A 15,684-nucleotide genomic window follows, 5' to 3' on the forward strand; every position below is an offset into this window, starting at 1 on the left:
TGGAATGGCGCTTCCAGTTCCGATCCGATCTCCTATCTGCTATATACGCTGCAGATACCTTAGGAGCGCGCCATGGCCGAACGTCGTCCCAAAGTTGCACAGGTCGATCCCGTATGGTCGCATGTCTGCGAAGAGGCGCGCGCCGCCGTCCGGGATGAGCCGCTTCTGGGCGGTCTGATCCATTCCGGCATCCTGCATCACGCGACGCTGGAACGGGCACTGTCCTATCGGTTTTCCATGAAACTCGCCTCGGGTGAGATGAGCGAGCAGATCTTGCGGGAAATCGCCGATGAAGCCTATTCGTCGGATCCGGAAATCGGCCGGTCGGCGCGAGCAGATATTGTCGCCGTCTATGATCGTGACCCTGCGTGCCACCGTTTCATGCAGCCGATGCTGTTCTTCAAGGGCTTCCAGGCCGTTCAGGCCTATCGGATCGGCCATTGGCTTTGGACTCAGGGCCGCCGGGATCTCGCCTATTTCGTCCAGATGCGGGTAAGCGAGGTGTTTGGCGTCGATATCCATCCCAATGCGAGGATCGGCAAGGGCATCATGATCGACCACGCCCATTCCATCGTCATCGGGGAGACGGCAGTGGTCGGCGACAACGTCTCCATGCTGCATTCGGTCACCCTTGGCGGAACCGGGAAGGAAGACGGCGACCGTCACCCGAAGATCGGCAACGGCGTCCTGATCGGGGCGGGGGCGAAGATCCTTGGCAACATTCTTATCGGTGAGCGCTCGCGCATCGCGGCGGGGTCGGTCGTGCTGCACGACGTTCCCTGCTGCAAGACCGTCGCCGGAGTTCCGGCGAAGATCGTCGGCGAGGCCGGCTGCGATCAGCCGGCGCTGACGATGGACCAACTGATCGACGACGGCGTCTGAGGCTTCGGTCGGCAGGTTTCAGTCCGGCTTCCAGTCAGAAATGCGAAGGCCGGGGCGATCTGCCCCGGCCTTATTCTTTCTTGATCTCAGGCGTCAGGCCATCATCGACAGCGGATTTTCAAGATAACCGACGATTGCCTTCAGAACGTCTGCCCCGAGCGCCCCGTCGATCACCCGGTGATCGACAGAGAGCGTCATCGACATCACCGTCGCCACGCCGATCTCCCCATCCGCTTTCACCACAGGCTTCTTCACTCCGGCGCCAACGGCCAGAATCGCGCCATGCGGCGGGTTGATGACGGCGTCGAAGTTCTCGATGCCCATCATGCCGAGATTGGAGATTGCGAAGCTGCCGCCCTGGTATTCGTGGGGCGCGAGCTTACGGGTCCGCGCCCGCGCCGCAAGATCCTTCATCTCGGTCGAGAGCGCCGACAGCGTCTTTTTCTCCGCATCCTTCAGGACCGGGGTGAAGAGCCCGCCCTCGATCGCGACGGCCACCGCCACGTCCGACGGCTTCAGCTTCAGGATCCGGTCGCCGGCCCAGACGGCGTTGGCATCCGGCACGTCCTGCAGCGCTAGCGCGCAGGCCTTGATGATGAAGTCATTGACCGAAAGTTTCACGCCCCGCGCCTCAAGCTGGGCGTTTACCTCTCCCCGGAACTTCATCAAAGCGTCGAGCTGCACGTCGCGACGCAGGTAGAAATGCGGAATGGTCTGCTTGGCCTCGGTCAGCCGCGCCGCGATGGTCTTGCGCATGCCGTCGAGCGGCACTTCCTCGTAATCGCGGCCTTCGTAGAGCTTGGCAACCGTGCTGGCGGAGGGGCCGGCAGGCATTGGCGCCGCCGCAGAGGGGGCCGGTGCAGGGGCCGCAGCCGACGGAGCGGCGGCTTTCGGTGCGGCGGATGCCGCTTCCACGTCCGCCTTGACGATGCGACCATGCGGACCGCTGCCGGTCAGTGCCGCGATGTCTACGCCCTTTTCTTTGGCTAGCCGCCGCGCAAGCGGTGACGCCAGAACGCGAGTGCCACCGGATTTCGGGGCGGCAGGGGCCGACGGTGCCGGTGTCGCGGCCGGGGCGACGGTCTCGGCTGCTGCCGGATCGGCGGGCACCGCTTTGGGCGCAGGAGCCGCATCGGCGCTTTCACCCTCTTCCACCAGGATCGCGATGGGCGTGTTGACCTTCACCCCCGCAGTCCCTTCCGACACGAGGATCTTGCCGACGATGCCTTCATCGACGGCTTCGAACTCCATCGTCGCCTTGTCGGTCTCGATCTCGGCCAGGATGTCGCCGGAGGACACCGTGTCGCCCTCCTTCACCAGCCATTTCGCCAGCGTGCCCTCTTCCATCGTGGGCGAGAGGGCCGGCATCAGGATTTCGGTCGCCATGTCTCTCCCTCCTCAGCGATAGGTGACTTGCTTGACCGCCGCCACGACCTCGTCGGAGGTTACGAGCGCCAGCTTTTCGAGGTTCGCCGCATAGGGCATCGGCACGTCCTTGCCCGTGCAGTTGATGACCGGCGCGTCGAGGTAGTCGAACGCCTCCTGCATCAGAACCGCCGAGATGTGGTTGCCGATCGAGCAGACCGGCCAGCCTTCCTCGACCGTCACGCAGCGATTGGTCTTCATCACCGAACTGACAACCGTCGCCGTGTCGATCGGGCGCAGCGTGCGCAGGTCGATCACCTCGGCACTGACGCCTTCGGCGGCGAGCTTGTCGGCCGCTTCCAGCGTGTGGGTCATGCCGATGCCGAAGCTGACGAGCGTCACGTCCGTGCCCTCGCGCCAGATCTTCGCCTTGCCGAAGGGGATGGTGAAGTCCTCGATGTCCGGCACTTCGAAGCTCCGGCCGTAGAGGATCTCGTTCTCGAGGAAGATCACCGGGTTCGGATCGCGGATCGCGGTCTTCAGAAGGCCCTTGGCGTCCGCCGCGGAATAGGGCTGCACGACCTTGAGGCCGGGAATCTGCGCGTACCAGGCGGCATAGTCCTGGCTGTGCTGGGCGGCGACGCGGGCAGCCGCGCCATTGGGGCCGCGGAAGACGATCGGGCAGCCCATCTGGCCGCCGGACATGTAAAGCGTCTTGGCGGCAGAGTTGATGATCTGGTCGATCGCCTGCATCGCGAAGTTGAAGGTCATGAACTCGACGATGGGGCGAAGGCCGCCGAACGCGGATCCGACCGCGATGCCGGCGAAGCCATGCTCGGTGATCGGAGTGTCGATCACGCGCTTCGGCCCGAACTGGTCGAGAAGCCCTTGGCTGATCTTGTAGGCGCCCTGATATTCGCCGACTTCCTCGCCCATGAGGTAGACATCGCCGTCGCGCGACATCTCCTCGGCCATCGCTTCGCGGAGCGCCTCGCGCACCGTCATCGTCTTCATCGCCGTGCCTTCTGGCCAGTCGGGCGAGGTGTCGGCCTTCGGCGCCGCCGGTGCCGCGGCGGCTGCCGCAGGGGCAGGGGCCGGCGCCGCGGCCGGAGCCGCCGCTTTCGGCGCGGTCACGGCCTCGGCGCTTTCGCCTTCCTCGACGAGGACGGCGATGGGCGTGTTGACCTTCACACCCTCGGTGCCCTCGGCGATCAGGATCTTGCCGACGATGCCTTCATCGACCGCCTCGAACTCCATCGTCGCCTTGTCGGTCTCGATCTCGGCGAGGATCTGGCCGGACGATACGGAGTCGCCCTCCTTCACCAGCCATTTCGCAAGTTTGCCTTCCTCCATCGTGGGCGACAGGGCGGGCATAAGAATTTCGGTTGCCATGATGCTGTCCCCCTCAGGCGTAAATGTCGGTCCAAAGCTCCTCGAGCGCGGGCTCGGGGCTTTCCTTGGCGTATTCCGCCGCCTCGTTCACGATGGCCTTGATCTCCTTGTCGATGGCCTTGAGGTCATCGTCGGTGGCGTGGCCTCCCTGAAGAAGAAGCTCGCGCACGTGCTCGATCGCGTCGCGCTCCTCGCGCATCTTCTGGACTTCCTCGCGGCTGCGGTATTTCGCGGGGTCGGACATCGAATGGCCGCGATAGCGGTAGGTCATGACTTCGAGGATGTAGGGGCCCTTGCCGGCCCGGCAGTGGGCGACCGCCTTCTCGCTCGCGGCCTTGACCGCGAGAACGTCCATGCCGTCGACCTGCTCGCCGGGAATACCGTAGGCCTGGCCGCGCCCGAACAGCGTCACCGACTTCGTCGAGCGCTTCATGGAAGTGCCCATCGCGTACTGGTTGTTCTCGATCACGAAGATCACCGGCAGATCCCAGAGCTCGGCCATGTTGTAGGTCTCGTAGACCTGGCCCTGGTTCGCCGCGCCGTCGCCGAAATAGGCGAAGGTCACGCGCTTGTTGTCCTTGTACTTGTCCGCGAAGGCGAGACCGGCGCCGAGCGGCACCTGCGCGCCGACGATGCCGTGGCCGCCGTAGAAATGCTTTTCCTTGGAGAACATGTGCATGGAGCCGCCCTTGCCCTTCGACAGGCCGCCCTCGCGGCCGGTCAGTTCGGCCATGACACCCTTGGGATCCATGCCGCAGGCGAGCATGTGGCCGTGGTCGCGGTAGGAAGTGATGCGCTTGTCACCTTCCTCTGCGGCGGCTTCGAGCCCGACGACGACGGCTTCCTGGCCGATATAGAGGTGGCAGAACCCGCCGATCAGACCCATCCCGTACAGCTGCCCCGCCTTTTCCTCGAATCGGCGGATGAGCAGCATCTCCCGGTAGTATTTCAGAAGATCTTCCTTGGACGTGTTTGATTTATCGGCACTTTTTCGTGCAGCCATCCCTGCGACCTCCCAATGACGAAAAGATAGTTCAACGTTAAACTAATTTATACTGCAATTGCGGATGAATCGCGAGAGTTTTTTCGCGGAGGATATGGCCCCCGCTCCGGTTCGCCACGCGGGCGAGCGCGGCGGGCCGGAGTGGGGGCGCTGCCCCCACTCCCCCGGAGTATTTTCGAACAGAAGAAGGAGAGGAGATCGGCGCCGGCCTGGGTCAGTGGATGACGATTTCGTCCGAACGGATGAGGCCGAGCACGTCGCGGGCGCGCTCGTCCAGAAGGTCGAGGTCGAGGTAGTCGTCCGACATCCGGTGCGTCAGGTTCTCCATCCGCGCCACTTCGAGGCGGAGCACGTCGCGTTCGCGGGTCAGGGTTTCCTTCTCGGCCGTGGCCTGGACCCGGCGGAAGACGCCGAAATCGCCCTGCACGGCGGCGAAGGTGAAATAGAAACCGAGGCAGCCGGCGCCGGCGGTGTACAGCACCATGCCCAGGGTCGGACGTCTGCGCGCTACGCTCATCTACTGCCTCTTCGGACCGCCTCTCGCGGGCGGGTGACGAGAATCATCGCATAGCGGATTCGCGAAGGGAATCCCCCTTCGCGACATTTTTTTACGGGATCAGCGCGGTCAGCCCGCGACCGAGGCGTCGTAGATGCTCTGGATCGTCGCGTCGAGCGTCGCGTCGAACTCCGCGTCGCTCTGCCGGGCGGAAAGCCCCTCGGTCAGGGCGCGGGAGAAGCTGGCGATGACGCCGGTATTCCGGGCCAGAAGCGCGTTCGCCTCCTCCCGGCTGTAGCCGCCCGAGAGCGCCACGACCCGCATCACCCGCGGGTGATCGACGAGCGGCTTGTAGAGGTTGGCCTTCGTCGGCAGCGTCAGCTTCAGCATCACCTCCTGGCCTTCGGGCAGGGCGTCGAGGTTCTGCTTCAACTCGGCCAGAAGAATGTCCTCGGCTTCCGCCTTGTCGGCGATGGAAATCGTGACCTCAGGTTCGATGATCGGCACCAGCCCGTGGCTGAGAACCTGCTTCGCGAGATCGAATTGCTGGGCGACGTTGGCGGCGATTCCGGCGGGCGAGGCCGCGTCGATGACCGAGCGTTCCTTGGTCCCGAAGATCCCCGCCGCGACCGCGCGCTTCAAGAGCGCGTCGAGCCCCGGGATCGGCTTCAGAAGGCGAACGCCGTCGGCCTCGTCCTCCAGCCCCTTGTCGATCTTCAGGAACGGCACCACGCCGCGCTCTTCCCACAGATAGGTCGCCGCCGGCTTGCCGCCGATCACGCCGTCCATCGTCTTCTCGAAGAGGATCGCGCCGATCACGCGCTTGCCGGTGAAGGCGGGCGCGGTGGCGATACGCGACCGCATCTGGTGGATGAGGCCGTACATCTCCTCGTCGGTCTTCCAGGCATCGGCGCCGATCCCGTAGAGCTTCAGCGCCTTTGGAGTCGAGCCGCCGCTCTGATCGAGGGCCGCGATGAAGCCCTTGCCCGAACGCATCTGTTCCGCCTGCTTTTGCCGTGACATTTCGACCTCCGCTGATACCCGTTGAAAAGGCGCAATCGCCCCGTTTCAACGGGTTCTAGGCGAGTGGATCGGGCCATGCAAATGTGGTGGCGCTAACGCCCACGGGTTGCGGTCGGATTTGGAAACAATGCGCCGTCCGCGACGCGGGAACGGCATTTCGCAAGGATAGCGTCGGGAGGGGACGCCTCCCGCAGATCGGGCTGCCGGCCGGTCCGAAAACCGACCGGGGCGCTATGCCTCGAGCGCCGCGACGCCGGGCAGAACCTTGCCTTCCATCCATTCGAGGAAGGCGCCCCCGGCGGTGGAGATATAGGTGAAATCCTCCGCGACGCCGGCCTTGTTGAGTGCCGCGACCGTATCGCCGCCGCCCGCGACCGAGACGAGCCGGCCGCCGCGTGTCAGCTCGGCCGCCTTGCGGGCGGCCGCGTTCGTCGCCGCGTCGAACGGCTCGATCTCGAAGGCGCCAAGGGGGCCGTTCCAGATCAGCGTCCGGCAGCGGGCGAAGACCTCGGCGATGCGGTCGACCGTCTCCGGCCCGGCATCGAGGATCATGGCATCGGCCGGACAGGCATCGGCGGCGACAGTCTCGTTCGCGGCCCCCGCCTTGAATTCCCGCGCGACGACGACATCGACCGGCAGTTCGATGGCGCAGCCGGCCGCTTTCGCCTTCTCGAGGATCGAGCGGGCCGTGTCGGCCATGTCTCGCTCGGCGAGCGAGGCGCCCACCTCGATCCCTTGGGCGACGAGGAAGGTGTTGGCCATGCCGCCGCCGATCACGAGGTGATCGACCTTGGCGACGAGGTTGCCGAGAAGGTCGAGCTTGGTCGAGACCTTCGCGCCGCCGACGATCGCGACGACCGGGCGCTCCGGATCGCCGAGGGCGGCGTTCAGCGCCTTCAACTCGGCTTCCATCAGCCGCCCGGCGCAGGACGGCATCAGATGCGCGATCCCCTCGGTCGAGGCATGGGCGCGGTGTGCGGCCGAAAAGGCGTCGTTCACATAGACCTTGCCAAGCGCGGCGAGCCCCGCCGCCATCGCCGGGTCGTTCTTTTCCTCGCCGGGATGGAAGCGGGTGTTTTCGAGAAGGAGGACATCGCCCGCTTGCATTGCCGCTACGGCCTTCTTGGCCGGCGCGCCGATGCAATCCTCGGCGAACCCGACTTTCTGGCCCAGGGCGGCCTCCAGCGCCGGCAGGACCACCTTCAGGCTCATCTCCGGCACGACCTGCCCTTTCGGCCGGCCGAAATGCGCCAGGAGAACCGGCTTGCCGCCCTTGGCCTGGATATCCTTGATGGTCGGGACGATCTTCTCGATCCGCGTCGCGTCGGTGACTTTCCCGGCCTCGACCGGGACGTTGATGTCCACGCGGACAAGCACGGTCTTGTCCTTCATCTCCACGTCGTCGAGGCTTTTCCAGCTCATCAGGCGAATCCTTTGCGTCCCGGCGGTTTTTCGCGAATCTAGCCGTCGATACACGGCAAGCATAGGCGAAGCACGCCGATTGCGACGCTTTGCCCTTTTCATGTGCCTCCTGGCGCACTAGGTTCCGCGCAACATTCAAGGAGGCCGGAATGGCAGAGATCAAGGATCCCGAAAACACGATCATCATGACGCTGAAAGGTGGCGACGTGGTGATCGAGCTTCTGCCCGATGTTGCGCCCAAGCACGCCGCACGGATGAAGGAGCTCGCCCGGGCCGGCAAGTATGACAATGTCGCCTTTCACCGTGTGATCGAGGGCTTCATGGCCCAGACCGGCGACGTCCAGCACGCCAATATGGAAAAGAACTACAATCCCGGCCGCTCCGGCACCGGCGGTTCTGACCTGCCGGACCTGCCGGCGGAGTTTTCCAAGCTTCCGCATGACCGTGGAACGCTCGGCGCCGCACGGTCACAGAACCCGAACTCGGCCAACAGCCAGTTCTTCATCAACTTCAAGGACAACCACTTCCTGAACGGCCAGTACACGGTCTACGGCCGGGTGATTTCCGGCATGGAGCATGTGGATGCGATCCAGCGCGGCGAGCCGCCCGCGAATCCCGACCGCATGATCGCCGTGAAGGTGGCTGCCGATGTCTGACACGCGCGTCTTCGTCGGGGCGATGGCGGCCGGTCTTGCCGCGATCGGTGCGGCCGGTTTCCTCTACATGCAAAGCACACGGGGCGCCGTCGCGTCGGAGGACGGGCCGGGCCCGAACCTCGTGATCGAGGTGGCCGGAGAGGCCGCCAACGGCACGGTCGTCATCGACCTTCTGCCCGAGGTGGCGCCGAAGCATGTCGCCCAGATCACCGAACTGGCGCGGACCGGCGCCTATGACAACGTGGTCTTTCACCGTGTTCTCGACGGGTTCATGGCGCAGACCGGCGACGTGAAGTTCGGCCGGTGGGGCGAGGATCTGTCGATGGCGGGCACCGGGAAGTCCGACCTGCCGAACATCCCGGCCGAGTTCTCCGACCTCTCGTTCCAGCGCGGCGTCGTCGGCATGGCGCGGTCCTCGAATCCCAACAGCGCGAATTCGCAATTCTTCATCATGTTCGCGCCGGGGGAATTCCTCAACGGTCAGTACACGGTCATCGGCCATGTGATTTCCGGCATGGAAGTGGTCGACGCGATCAAGAAGGGCGAGTCCGACCTCAACGGCGCCGTCGCCGATCCCGACCGCATGGTCCGCGTGACGGTCGAGGAATAGCGCCCCGCCACTTTCGGGCGAAAGCGGTCTTCGGTCGCGTCGCAAATCCCCCCGCCCGGTCCAGACTGCCGGGCGGTTTTTTTTGTCCGTTCCCTGCATCATCGCCATTCTGGCTGCCTCGCGCCCGCCGAAGGTCAGAGGTCCAACCCTTCCGCCTCGATCAGCTCGGGCCCGTCATCGGCGATCCCGAACGGCCGGACCCGCCGGGTGATGTAGCGGCCGGTCCATCCCGTTCCCAACCGCTCGATCGCCTCTTCATCCGGCATCTCCCGGCCAAGCCACGGCAACATCTCGTCCGCCGTCAGGATGACGGGTATGCGCGGATGCAGATCGGCGACCTGCGGATCGGCCGCGCGGTCGAAGCTTGCGATCGCTGTATTGCCGCTCGGACAGCGTGCGTGGTCGTGGCGCAGCCGTGACGAACCTGTCCCATCGTGCTTCCTTCCCTTCCGTCGAAACGATCGCACCATCAAACCGTGGGATCAAATATCTAGCGTTCGGGCAGCCCCCCAGTGCGAACGTCGACCTACCAGATGATATCGAGGCAGGTTATGAAGAAGCTGGCGCGACCGTGGCGGCGTCGCCAAGTGGCTCTGCCGCGCTCTGACGCCTTGGCATCCAGAAACGTTGCACGCATCTCGACGAGCCAGGCAAGAATATCGACGCCGATGATGATCAGCGAACCAAAACGTGTCGAAGCGATCTATGCCAAGCTGCCCAAGAACAAACTCAAGCAGATAGATCAGCGCGACGGGACGCCTGCGGCCCTGATTGAAGCCCTGACAACAAAAGGGCCTCCAGAAACCGAAACCTGAGCAACCACGGAAGTGCCCCGGAACTCCTGTTCCGGACGCGCCTACATGTCACGGGGAAAGGAGTTTCCCCGCCGTGACTGGTCCCGATAGTTTAGCGCCCGTCGGTTTCCGAAAGGACGCGCAGGTGTCGGGTCCGCGCTGCCGCGCGCCACACCGTTGCATCGGTCATGAGGTTCCTTGCAGACAGGGCCGGCGTCTGGCGCGATCGCGTGTCAGGCCGTGCTGCCGCCGTCGACCGTCACGACCGTGCCGGTGATCTTTCCCGCCTCGGGGCCAAGAAGATAAGCGACCGCGCCGGCCGCATCCTCGGGCGCGGCGAGGCCGAGCGTGGCGCGGCGGCGGATCGAGGCCATCTTGTGGACGTCAAGGCCGCTCGTCATTTCGGTTTCCATGTAGCCCGGCGCAACGCAGTTGACGGTGATGTCGCGCTTGCCCAGCTCGCGCGACAGCGACCGCGTCATGCCTTCGAGGCCGGCTTTCGACGCCGCATACGCGGCAAGGCCGTTGAAGCCGGTGGAGGCGATGATCGAGGAGATGTTGACGATCCGTCCCTCGCGCGCGGAGAGCATCCCGCGCGAGGCGTATTTCGTCAGGATCAGCGGCGCGGTCAGGTTGACGGCAAGCACCTTCTCGATATCGCTCCGGTGCATCGTCGCGAGGACCCCGTCGGTGCCGATTGCGGCGTTGTTGACGAGGCCCCAGAGCGTGCCGTGCCGCGACGTGATATCGCCCACGAGGTCGGGAATGATCCCGACATCCGAAAGGTCGGTCTGAATGAATTCGGCGCGACCGTCGCTGGCCTCCACCAGCGCGCGGTACTCGTCGCTGTAGCCGCGGGCCGTGCCGACGACCCGGTAGGGCGTGGTATCGGCAAGAAGCCGGCGCGCGATGGCCAGGCCAAGGCCACGGGAGACACCTGTCACCAGAACGGTTTTCATGCTGACGCGCCTCCTTTGCGCACGAGTTTGCCGGCGGCGTTGGTCTCGAACCCCTCGACGAAGCGGATGATGGCCGGAACGGCCTCGCGTACCAGACGCGCGCGGCAAGTGTCGAGGATCGCCTGTTTCGTCGTCTCCGCGTCGGCGCCGTCGGCGAGTTGCACTTCGGCGACGACGAGCGTGCCGGTGATCGGGTTCTTCTTCGACGAGACCTGGACGAGCGCCACGCCGGGCACCGATTTCACCGTGTCCTCAACGGTTTCAGGGTAGATCTTCACACCGCCGACATTGATCAGCCCGTTCTCTCGCCCGAGGAAATGAAGCCGGTCGCCGTCCGCCCTGATGAGGTCGCCGGAGCGGATATAGCCTTCCGCATCGACCGCGATCTCGGCGCTGGCGACCGAGGGGCCGACGGGCGGGCGCAGCCAGAGGATATCGTCGACGATCTTCAGCCTCACCCCGCCAGGCGCGATATTCAGGTAGTCGGCGGGAAAGCCCGCCTTGCCGTCGTTCACCGAAAATCCGACCCCGGCTTCGGTCGAGGCGTAGATATGTGTCACGCGTGCGTCAGGAAAACCGGCGCGCAGGGCGTCGATGGTCGCCTGATCCGCGATCTCGCCGCCAAGCGTGATCTGCCGGAGCGACAGCGCCTTGTGGTCCGGCACCATCAGCACCCGCCGCCACAGCGTCGGGGTGGCGGAAAGATGGGTGCAGCCGTTCGCGGCCAGCGCGGCGATCTGCGCGGCGATTGGCTCATGCGTGTCGACAACCAGAAGCCGGCCGCCGCCGACCAGCGCCTGAAGCGTGACCTGAAGACCGGCGAAACGCGTCGGGTCGTAGAGGAGCCCCCAGTTCGGCGCATCCTTCGGTGTGAAGCGATAGACGCTGCGGGTCAGCGACTTGAGCGTATGCGGCACAACCTTCGGGGTGCCCGTCGTTCCCGACGTGGTCATGAGCCATGTCGTCGTCGCCTGCGCGTCGGCCGCGCCGGGGGCGGTCGCGTCCTCGAACGCCATCGCGCCAGAGTGGTCGCGCAGGTCATCCCGGTCGGTGACGAGCGCACCGCAGCCGGTCCGCTCCGCGAGCGTCCGGACCGTATCGGCGTCAAGCGCGCCGGACAAAAGCAGGATCGTGGCGGCCTGGCCGTCGAGGGCAGTGAGCGCCCGGATCAAGGTCACCGGATCGCTGAGGCAGAGCGCCACGGGGCGGTCAATCGCGAGCGATGCCGAGGCGCGGAGGCCGGAGAGGTCGTCGCGGGTGTATTCGCGGCCATCCGCGCCAACCAGCGACGCGGAACCGAGTTGCCCGGCGAGCGAGGTCATGCCTTGGGCTGGTAGCGTTCATAGAACGCGACGAATTCGGCGAAGGTCTGCGGATAGAAGGCTTCGTCCGACAGGGTGAAGGGGTCGAAGCCCAACTCCTCGTCGAGCGAGGTCACGAAGATCGCGAAGCCGAGGCTGTCGAGACCGGTCTCGAGCAGGACCGTATCCGGGGCGAGGGCGGGTGCGTCGCTGTTCTTCTCCTGTTTCCAGACCTGTCCGAAGACATTCCGGATGCTTGCTTCAAGAGTGCTCATTGCTCGTTCCTCAATGGTCGATCGGAGAGTCGTTCCCCTTGTCAAGGCGGATGCCCCAGGGGCCGGTGACGATGTTCTGTTCGACCACACGCGCGGGATTTCCCATCACCACCGAATTCGACGGCACGTCGCGGCCTACGACTGAATTGCCGGTGACGATGACGGAATCGCCGATGCGGACGCCGGGCAGCACGATCGCGCCGTACCCGATGAAGCAGTTGCGGCCGATATGGACGTCGCGGTGGGTACGGTTGACGAAATCATGCGTCAGGATCGCCGCACCCGACGTGATGGCCGTGTAGTCACCGATGTGAATCCCCTCCGGGTGGGTCTTGTCGAGTTTCGCGCCCATCGAGATCCGCACATCCTTGCCGAGGTCCATTCCGTAGACGCGCCCATATAGGAAATTCACGCCTGGCAGAACGATCTTTCTGTGGACGACGGTTCTGATCGCAGAGAGCAAAGACATCGCGGACCTTGACGTTTCGGCGGACAGGTTCGGCCGGTTCATGAACAGAATCAATCGGCGCTAACAAACGCGAAGTTGCTGCGAAGTTCCAGTCTTCAGGCGGCATCGTTTCCGGATCGAACAAGAAACCGGCGAATTTGCACGAAAAATGAGGTCAGCGGGCCTTGGCCGCCCGGTTGCTGCCCGGCACAGGTCGCGCCGGCTATAGTCTGGCCGGCGCGACCCGCGGTGTCAGGCGGCATAGCTGACGAGTTCGTATTCGACCCCATCGTCGCCGTCGAAATAGAAGCGCCGTCCAGGTTCGTAGTCGGCATGGCTGCGCGGCTCGTAGCCGGCGGCGCGCACGGCGCGTTCGGCCGCGTCGAGGTCGCCCACCACGAGCCCGACATGGTTCAGCGACCCGCGCTTCACATAGCGTTCGGCCTGGCCGGTGAGGGGCATCGCAGGCGCATAGAGCGCGAGGTAGCTGTCGTCGGAGCCGACATGGACGGTAAAGCCGTTGTCTTTTGCGGCGCCCTCCCATCTGACCTTCCAACCGAAGAGCGACGTGAGGATCCGGGCGGTGGCCCTGGGATCGGTGACGGTGATGTTCACGTGTTCGACACGGGCGGGGATAGCGGTGGGCATGGGACTCTCCTGATGGTGCCCGTCCTTGCGCGGGCTTGTGCTTGGTAGTTCCTCAAGTAAACTTGAGGTCAAGCGGAAAAGAGGTGGGCATGGAAAGGGAACTGACGATCGGCGCGCTGGCGCGGCGGACCGGACTCGCGGTGTCGGCGATCCGGTTCTACGAGGAACGCGGGCTGGTCCGGCCGGGCCGCAATGCGGGCGGCCAGCGCCGGTTCGCCCGCAGCGATATCCGGCGGCTATCCTTCGTGATGATCGCTCAGAAGCTCGGCTACACCATCGCCGAGATCGCGGCGCGGCTCGGCGAATTGCCGGAGGGCAGGGCGCCCGATGCGGAGGACTGGCGGGCGATGGCAGAAGGCTTCCGCGCGGAGCTGGACGCACGGATCGCGCTCATGACCGAGTTTCGCGACAAGCTCGACGGGTGTATCGGCTGTGGCTGCCTGTCGCTGACGCGCTGCGCGCTTTACAATCCGGACGATCGCGCGTCCATGCGCGGGTCCGGCCCGCGCTATCTGATGGGCGACCGGCCGGATCAGGCGGAACCGCCGTCCTCCTTGCAGAAGAGATCGTAGAGCACACCGATCAGCCGTTCGGCCCGGGTGTCGGCGAGCGAATAGAAGATCGCCTTGCCTTCGCGCCGCGCCTCGACCACCCCTTCGAGCCTGAGCCGCGCAAGCTGCTGGCTGACCGCCGCCTGGCGCGAGGAGAGCAGGATCTCAAGCTCCGTCACGGTCTTTTCGCCGGTCGAAAGGTGGCACAGGATCATCAGCCGGCCTTCATGCGCGAGCGCCTTTAGGAAGGTCGACGCGCTTTCGGCGCGCGACATCATATCTTCCGGCGCGACATCGCAACGCGGCGAATAGCTAGGCGCATCGAGGTGCGTCAGGGGGTCGGTCAGGGCCATGATCATCCACTCTATATGTTTGAATATATATCGGGATGCCGCCCCGCGCCAGTCCCGCCTCAGGATTCGCCATTCGGACGTTGCGGCGGAGATACGCCGGTCGCGGGCTAGATGACCCCAGGGTGACTTTACGGAAGTTGGTGATTCGGGGATGCTTTTGCCCCGGATGGGGACTGAACTCGACATATTGCGCGCCGAGGCGCGACGGCTGATGGCGGCTGGACTCGCGGCGGCGGCGCCCTGGGCGGCGGTGTCGCGCGCATTGGCGGCCGCGCCGGTGTCCGCGCCGGGGCCGGGGGGGAGCTATGTGATCCTCGCGATCGGCCGGTTTGCCCCGGCGATGGCCGGCGCCGCCCTGTCCCGGCTCGGTCCTTGCGAGACATTGGTAGTCACCGATGCGGCGGCGGGGGAGGCGCCGGAAGGCGCGCGGGTGATGATCGCTGGGTGGCCGGATTCCGACGCCGCCGGCGAACGCGCCGCGGCGGTGGTCGAATCCGCGCTTGGCGGGCTTGGCCCCGAGGACCGGGCGGTCGTTCTCTTGTCGGCGGGCGCCGCGGCACTGGTGCCGGCGCCGGCGGTCGGGTTGCGGCTCGCCGATCTTCTGGCGGCCGAGCGGATGATGCGCGCGGCAGGTGCGGGGGCGGCGGAAGTGGCGCTCGTCCGGCAACAGTTGTCGCGGTTCGAAGGCGGCGGTCTCGTCGGGTTGGCCGCGCCGGCGGAAGTCACGGTCTTCGTCCTCGCCGATCCGGCCGAGGGCGAGGATCCGCGCCGCATCGGCGGCGGCATGATGTCGGGGCCGCTCGGCAGCCGGGTCACGGCGCGGGCGCTGGTGGAGCTTTACGGGATCTGGGACCGGTTGCCGGAACGCCTGCGGCGGCACCTGTCCCAGCCCGCCCCCGGCGCGGCGATTGCGAAGACACGGATGCGGATTGTCGGGGCCAATGCGCTCTCGGTCGCGGCGATGGCCGCCGCCGGAGCGCGGGCCTTTTCGCGCCCGCTCTCCGGCGAGCCGCTGGAACTCGTCCACGACATCCATGCGGTCGCGGCCGGTCTGGCTCCGGGGTCCGCCGTTGCCTTCGGCATGGAGCCGATGCGCGACTGGCCAGATCCGGCCGGCGCTGCCGACCCGGCGGACGAGGGCGATGCGGGCGGCGACGTCCTGATGCTGCGCGCGCCGCTCGTGGCGGGCGCGGCGGGACCGCGCCACGCCGACCTCGCTCTGCGGTTTGCCTGCCTGGCGCGTGACCGCCGTCTGCCAGCACCCTGGGCGCTTCTCCTCTCCGCCAGCGATGGCGGCGGGGCCGACGGCAAGCTGCCGGGGGTCATCGTCGACAGCGAGACGCTTGCGTGCATGCGTCTCGAAGGGGTCGATCCGGACAGGGTGCTCGAGCGTGGCGGCGCGGGCGCTGTCCTCGAGGCGGCAGGGGCGGCCTTCCGCACCGGCCCGACCGGCACCGATATCGGCGACCTCGCCGTCTTCGTCCGGGGCTGACCTGCCCGCTGTGC

19 protein-coding genes are annotated in these 15,684 nt (G+C 65.7%); 6 read left to right on the plus strand and 13 right to left on the minus strand.

Annotated features, from left to right (window positions below; genetic code table 11):
• The first annotated feature begins 72 nt into the window (after positions 1-72).
• Positions 73-882: a serine O-acetyltransferase gene (gene cysE, locus V5734_RS08775; protein WP_347313121.1), complete on the plus strand. Its 810-nt coding sequence runs from the start codon at positions 73-75 to the stop codon at positions 880-882.
• Between the two features lie 93 nt (positions 883-975).
• Here the strand turns inward: cysE and V5734_RS08780 are convergent, their stop codons facing one another.
• From V5734_RS08780 to V5734_RS08805, 6 genes are all read right to left on the minus strand, one after another.
• Complete coding sequence (locus tag V5734_RS08780; protein ID WP_347313122.1) at positions 976-2,268, minus strand: pyruvate dehydrogenase complex dihydrolipoamide acetyltransferase; 1,293 nt, start codon at positions 2,266-2,268, stop codon at positions 976-978.
• A gap of 12 nt (positions 2,269-2,280) precedes the next feature.
• Entirely contained in the window at positions 2,281-3,639 is a 1,359-nt protein-coding gene (locus V5734_RS08785; protein WP_347313123.1) for a pyruvate dehydrogenase complex E1 component subunit beta, read from the minus strand.
• 13 nt (positions 3,640-3,652) lie between these two features.
• Positions 3,653-4,642: a pyruvate dehydrogenase (acetyl-transferring) E1 component subunit alpha gene (gene pdhA, locus V5734_RS08790; RefSeq protein ID WP_347313124.1), complete on the minus strand. Its 990-nt coding sequence runs from the start codon at positions 4,640-4,642 to the stop codon at positions 3,653-3,655.
• A gap of 214 nt (positions 4,643-4,856) precedes the next feature.
• Positions 4,857-5,159, minus strand: coding sequence for an FtsB family cell division protein (locus tag V5734_RS08795; RefSeq protein WP_347313125.1), 303 nt, complete (start codon positions 5,157-5,159; stop codon positions 4,857-4,859).
• A 108-nt stretch (positions 5,160-5,267) separates the two neighbouring features.
• A complete protein-coding gene (locus tag V5734_RS08800; RefSeq protein WP_347313126.1) occupies positions 5,268-6,161 on the minus strand; it encodes a fructose bisphosphate aldolase in 894 nt (297 codons plus the stop codon).
• 231 nt (positions 6,162-6,392) lie between these two features.
• Positions 6,393-7,583, minus strand: coding sequence for a phosphoglycerate kinase (locus tag V5734_RS08805; RefSeq protein ID WP_347313127.1), 1,191 nt, complete (start codon positions 7,581-7,583; stop codon positions 6,393-6,395).
• 149 nt (positions 7,584-7,732) lie between these two features.
• Here V5734_RS08805 and V5734_RS08810 point away from each other — a divergent pair, with 149 nt between their 5' ends.
• Together V5734_RS08810 and V5734_RS08815 are read left to right on the plus strand one after the other, a co-directional pair.
• Positions 7,733-8,239 (plus strand): peptidylprolyl isomerase, encoded by a 507-nt coding sequence (locus V5734_RS08810; protein WP_347313128.1) that lies wholly within the window; start codon positions 7,733-7,735, stop codon positions 8,237-8,239.
• The gene (locus V5734_RS08815; protein WP_347313129.1) at positions 8,232-8,849 is read left to right on the plus strand and encodes a peptidylprolyl isomerase; all 618 of its coding nucleotides are present in this window, start codon (positions 8,232-8,234) and stop codon (positions 8,847-8,849) included. The genes V5734_RS08810 and V5734_RS08815 overlap by 8 nt, the downstream gene beginning before the upstream one ends.
• Before the next feature lie 134 nt (positions 8,850-8,983).
• Here the strand turns inward: V5734_RS08815 and V5734_RS08820 are convergent, their stop codons facing one another.
• Positions 8,984-9,319, minus strand: a complete 336-nt coding sequence (locus V5734_RS08820) for a hypothetical protein (RefSeq protein ID WP_347313130.1) — start codon at positions 9,317-9,319, stop codon at positions 8,984-8,986.
• Between the two features lie 81 nt (positions 9,320-9,400).
• Between V5734_RS08820 and V5734_RS08825 the strand changes: the two genes are divergently transcribed.
• On the plus strand, positions 9,401-9,664 hold the full coding sequence (locus tag V5734_RS08825; protein ID WP_347313131.1) for a hypothetical protein: 264 nt from the start codon (positions 9,401-9,403) through the stop codon (positions 9,662-9,664).
• Between the two features lie 212 nt (positions 9,665-9,876).
• Here V5734_RS08825 and V5734_RS08830 read toward each other — a convergent pair whose 3' ends face one another.
• The 5 genes from V5734_RS08830 to V5734_RS08850 form a co-directional block, all read right to left on the minus strand.
• Entirely contained in the window at positions 9,877-10,602 is a 726-nt protein-coding gene (locus V5734_RS08830) for an SDR family NAD(P)-dependent oxidoreductase (protein ID WP_347313132.1), read from the minus strand.
• The gene (locus V5734_RS08835) at positions 10,599-11,924 is read right to left on the minus strand and encodes a class I adenylate-forming enzyme family protein (RefSeq protein WP_347313133.1); all 1,326 of its coding nucleotides are present in this window, start codon (positions 11,922-11,924) and stop codon (positions 10,599-10,601) included. Before V5734_RS08835 ends, V5734_RS08830 begins: the two co-directional genes overlap by 4 nt.
• Entirely contained in the window at positions 11,921-12,178 is a 258-nt protein-coding gene (locus V5734_RS08840; protein ID WP_347313134.1) for an acyl carrier protein, read from the minus strand. The genes V5734_RS08835 and V5734_RS08840 overlap by 4 nt, the downstream gene beginning before the upstream one ends.
• A gap of 10 nt (positions 12,179-12,188) precedes the next feature.
• Complete coding sequence (locus tag V5734_RS08845; protein WP_347313135.1) at positions 12,189-12,647, minus strand: acyltransferase; 459 nt, start codon at positions 12,645-12,647, stop codon at positions 12,189-12,191.
• A 231-nt stretch (positions 12,648-12,878) separates the two neighbouring features.
• Complete coding sequence (locus V5734_RS08850) at positions 12,879-13,262, minus strand: VOC family protein (RefSeq protein ID WP_347313602.1); 384 nt, start codon at positions 13,260-13,262, stop codon at positions 12,879-12,881.
• A 101-nt stretch (positions 13,263-13,363) separates the two neighbouring features.
• Between V5734_RS08850 and soxR the strand changes: the two genes are divergently transcribed.
• Positions 13,364-13,846 (plus strand): redox-sensitive transcriptional activator SoxR, encoded by a 483-nt coding sequence (soxR, locus tag V5734_RS08855; protein ID WP_347313136.1) that lies wholly within the window; start codon positions 13,364-13,366, stop codon positions 13,844-13,846.
• Here the strand turns inward: soxR and V5734_RS08860 are convergent.
• Entirely contained in the window at positions 13,807-14,178 is a 372-nt protein-coding gene (locus V5734_RS08860; protein WP_432759673.1) for an ArsR/SmtB family transcription factor, read from the minus strand. The two genes, soxR and V5734_RS08860, sit on opposite strands and share 40 nt — an antisense overlap.
• A gap of 166 nt (positions 14,179-14,344) precedes the next feature.
• On the opposite strand from V5734_RS08860, the gene V5734_RS08865 reads away from it, so the two are divergent.
• Complete coding sequence (locus V5734_RS08865) at positions 14,345-15,670, plus strand: DUF4147 domain-containing protein (protein WP_347313138.1); 1,326 nt, start codon at positions 14,345-14,347, stop codon at positions 15,668-15,670.
• Positions 15,671-15,684 lie beyond the last annotated feature (14 nt).

The sequence above is a fragment of the Defluviimonas sp. SAOS-178_SWC genome (genome assembly GCF_039830135.1).
In the GTDB taxonomy this organism is placed as follows: domain Bacteria; phylum Pseudomonadota; class Alphaproteobacteria; order Rhodobacterales; family Rhodobacteraceae; genus Albidovulum.

What these genes read in the sequence shown, in the direction of transcription:
- V5734_RS08865 (WP_347313138.1), top strand. Translation starts at nt 14,345, where the DNA reads ATGGGGACTGAACTCGACATATTGCGCGCCGAGGCGCGACGGCTGATG.
- V5734_RS08805 (WP_347313127.1), bottom strand. Translation starts at nt 7,583, where the DNA reads ATGAGCTGGAAAAGCCTCGACGACGTGGAGATGAAGGACAAGACCGTG.
- V5734_RS08810 (WP_347313128.1), top strand. Translation starts at nt 7,733, where the DNA reads ATGGCAGAGATCAAGGATCCCGAAAACACGATCATCATGACGCTGAAA.
- V5734_RS08830 (WP_347313132.1), bottom strand. Translation starts at nt 10,602, where the DNA reads ATGAAAACCGTTCTGGTGACAGGTGTCTCCCGTGGCCTTGGCCTGGCC.
- V5734_RS08815 (WP_347313129.1), top strand. Translation starts at nt 8,232, where the DNA reads ATGTCTGACACGCGCGTCTTCGTCGGGGCGATGGCGGCCGGTCTTGCC.
- V5734_RS08785 (WP_347313123.1), bottom strand. Translation starts at nt 3,639, where the DNA reads ATGGCAACCGAAATTCTTATGCCCGCCCTGTCGCCCACGATGGAGGAA.
- pdhA (WP_347313124.1), bottom strand. Translation starts at nt 4,642, where the DNA reads ATGGCTGCACGAAAAAGTGCCGATAAATCAAACACGTCCAAGGAAGAT.
- cysE (WP_347313121.1), top strand. Translation starts at nt 73, where the DNA reads ATGGCCGAACGTCGTCCCAAAGTTGCACAGGTCGATCCCGTATGGTCG.
- V5734_RS08835 (WP_347313133.1), bottom strand. Translation starts at nt 11,924, where the DNA reads ATGACCTCGCTCGCCGGGCAACTCGGTTCCGCGTCGCTGGTTGGCGCG.
- V5734_RS08840 (WP_347313134.1), bottom strand. Translation starts at nt 12,178, where the DNA reads ATGAGCACTCTTGAAGCAAGCATCCGGAATGTCTTCGGACAGGTCTGG.
- V5734_RS08795 (WP_347313125.1), bottom strand. Translation starts at nt 5,159, where the DNA reads ATGAGCGTAGCGCGCAGACGTCCGACCCTGGGCATGGTGCTGTACACC.
- V5734_RS08800 (WP_347313126.1), bottom strand. Translation starts at nt 6,161, where the DNA reads ATGTCACGGCAAAAGCAGGCGGAACAGATGCGTTCGGGCAAGGGCTTC.
- V5734_RS08825 (WP_347313131.1), top strand. Translation starts at nt 9,401, where the DNA reads ATGAAGAAGCTGGCGCGACCGTGGCGGCGTCGCCAAGTGGCTCTGCCG.
- V5734_RS08845 (WP_347313135.1), bottom strand. Translation starts at nt 12,647, where the DNA reads ATGTCTTTGCTCTCTGCGATCAGAACCGTCGTCCACAGAAAGATCGTT.
- V5734_RS08860 (WP_432759673.1), bottom strand. Translation starts at nt 14,178, where the DNA reads ATGGCCCTGACCGACCCCCTGACGCACCTCGATGCGCCTAGCTATTCG.
- V5734_RS08780 (WP_347313122.1), bottom strand. Translation starts at nt 2,268, where the DNA reads ATGGCGACCGAAATCCTGATGCCGGCCCTCTCGCCCACGATGGAAGAG.
- V5734_RS08820 (WP_347313130.1), bottom strand. Translation starts at nt 9,319, where the DNA reads ATGGTGCGATCGTTTCGACGGAAGGGAAGGAAGCACGATGGGACAGGT.
- soxR (WP_347313136.1), top strand. Translation starts at nt 13,364, where the DNA reads ATGGAAAGGGAACTGACGATCGGCGCGCTGGCGCGGCGGACCGGACTC.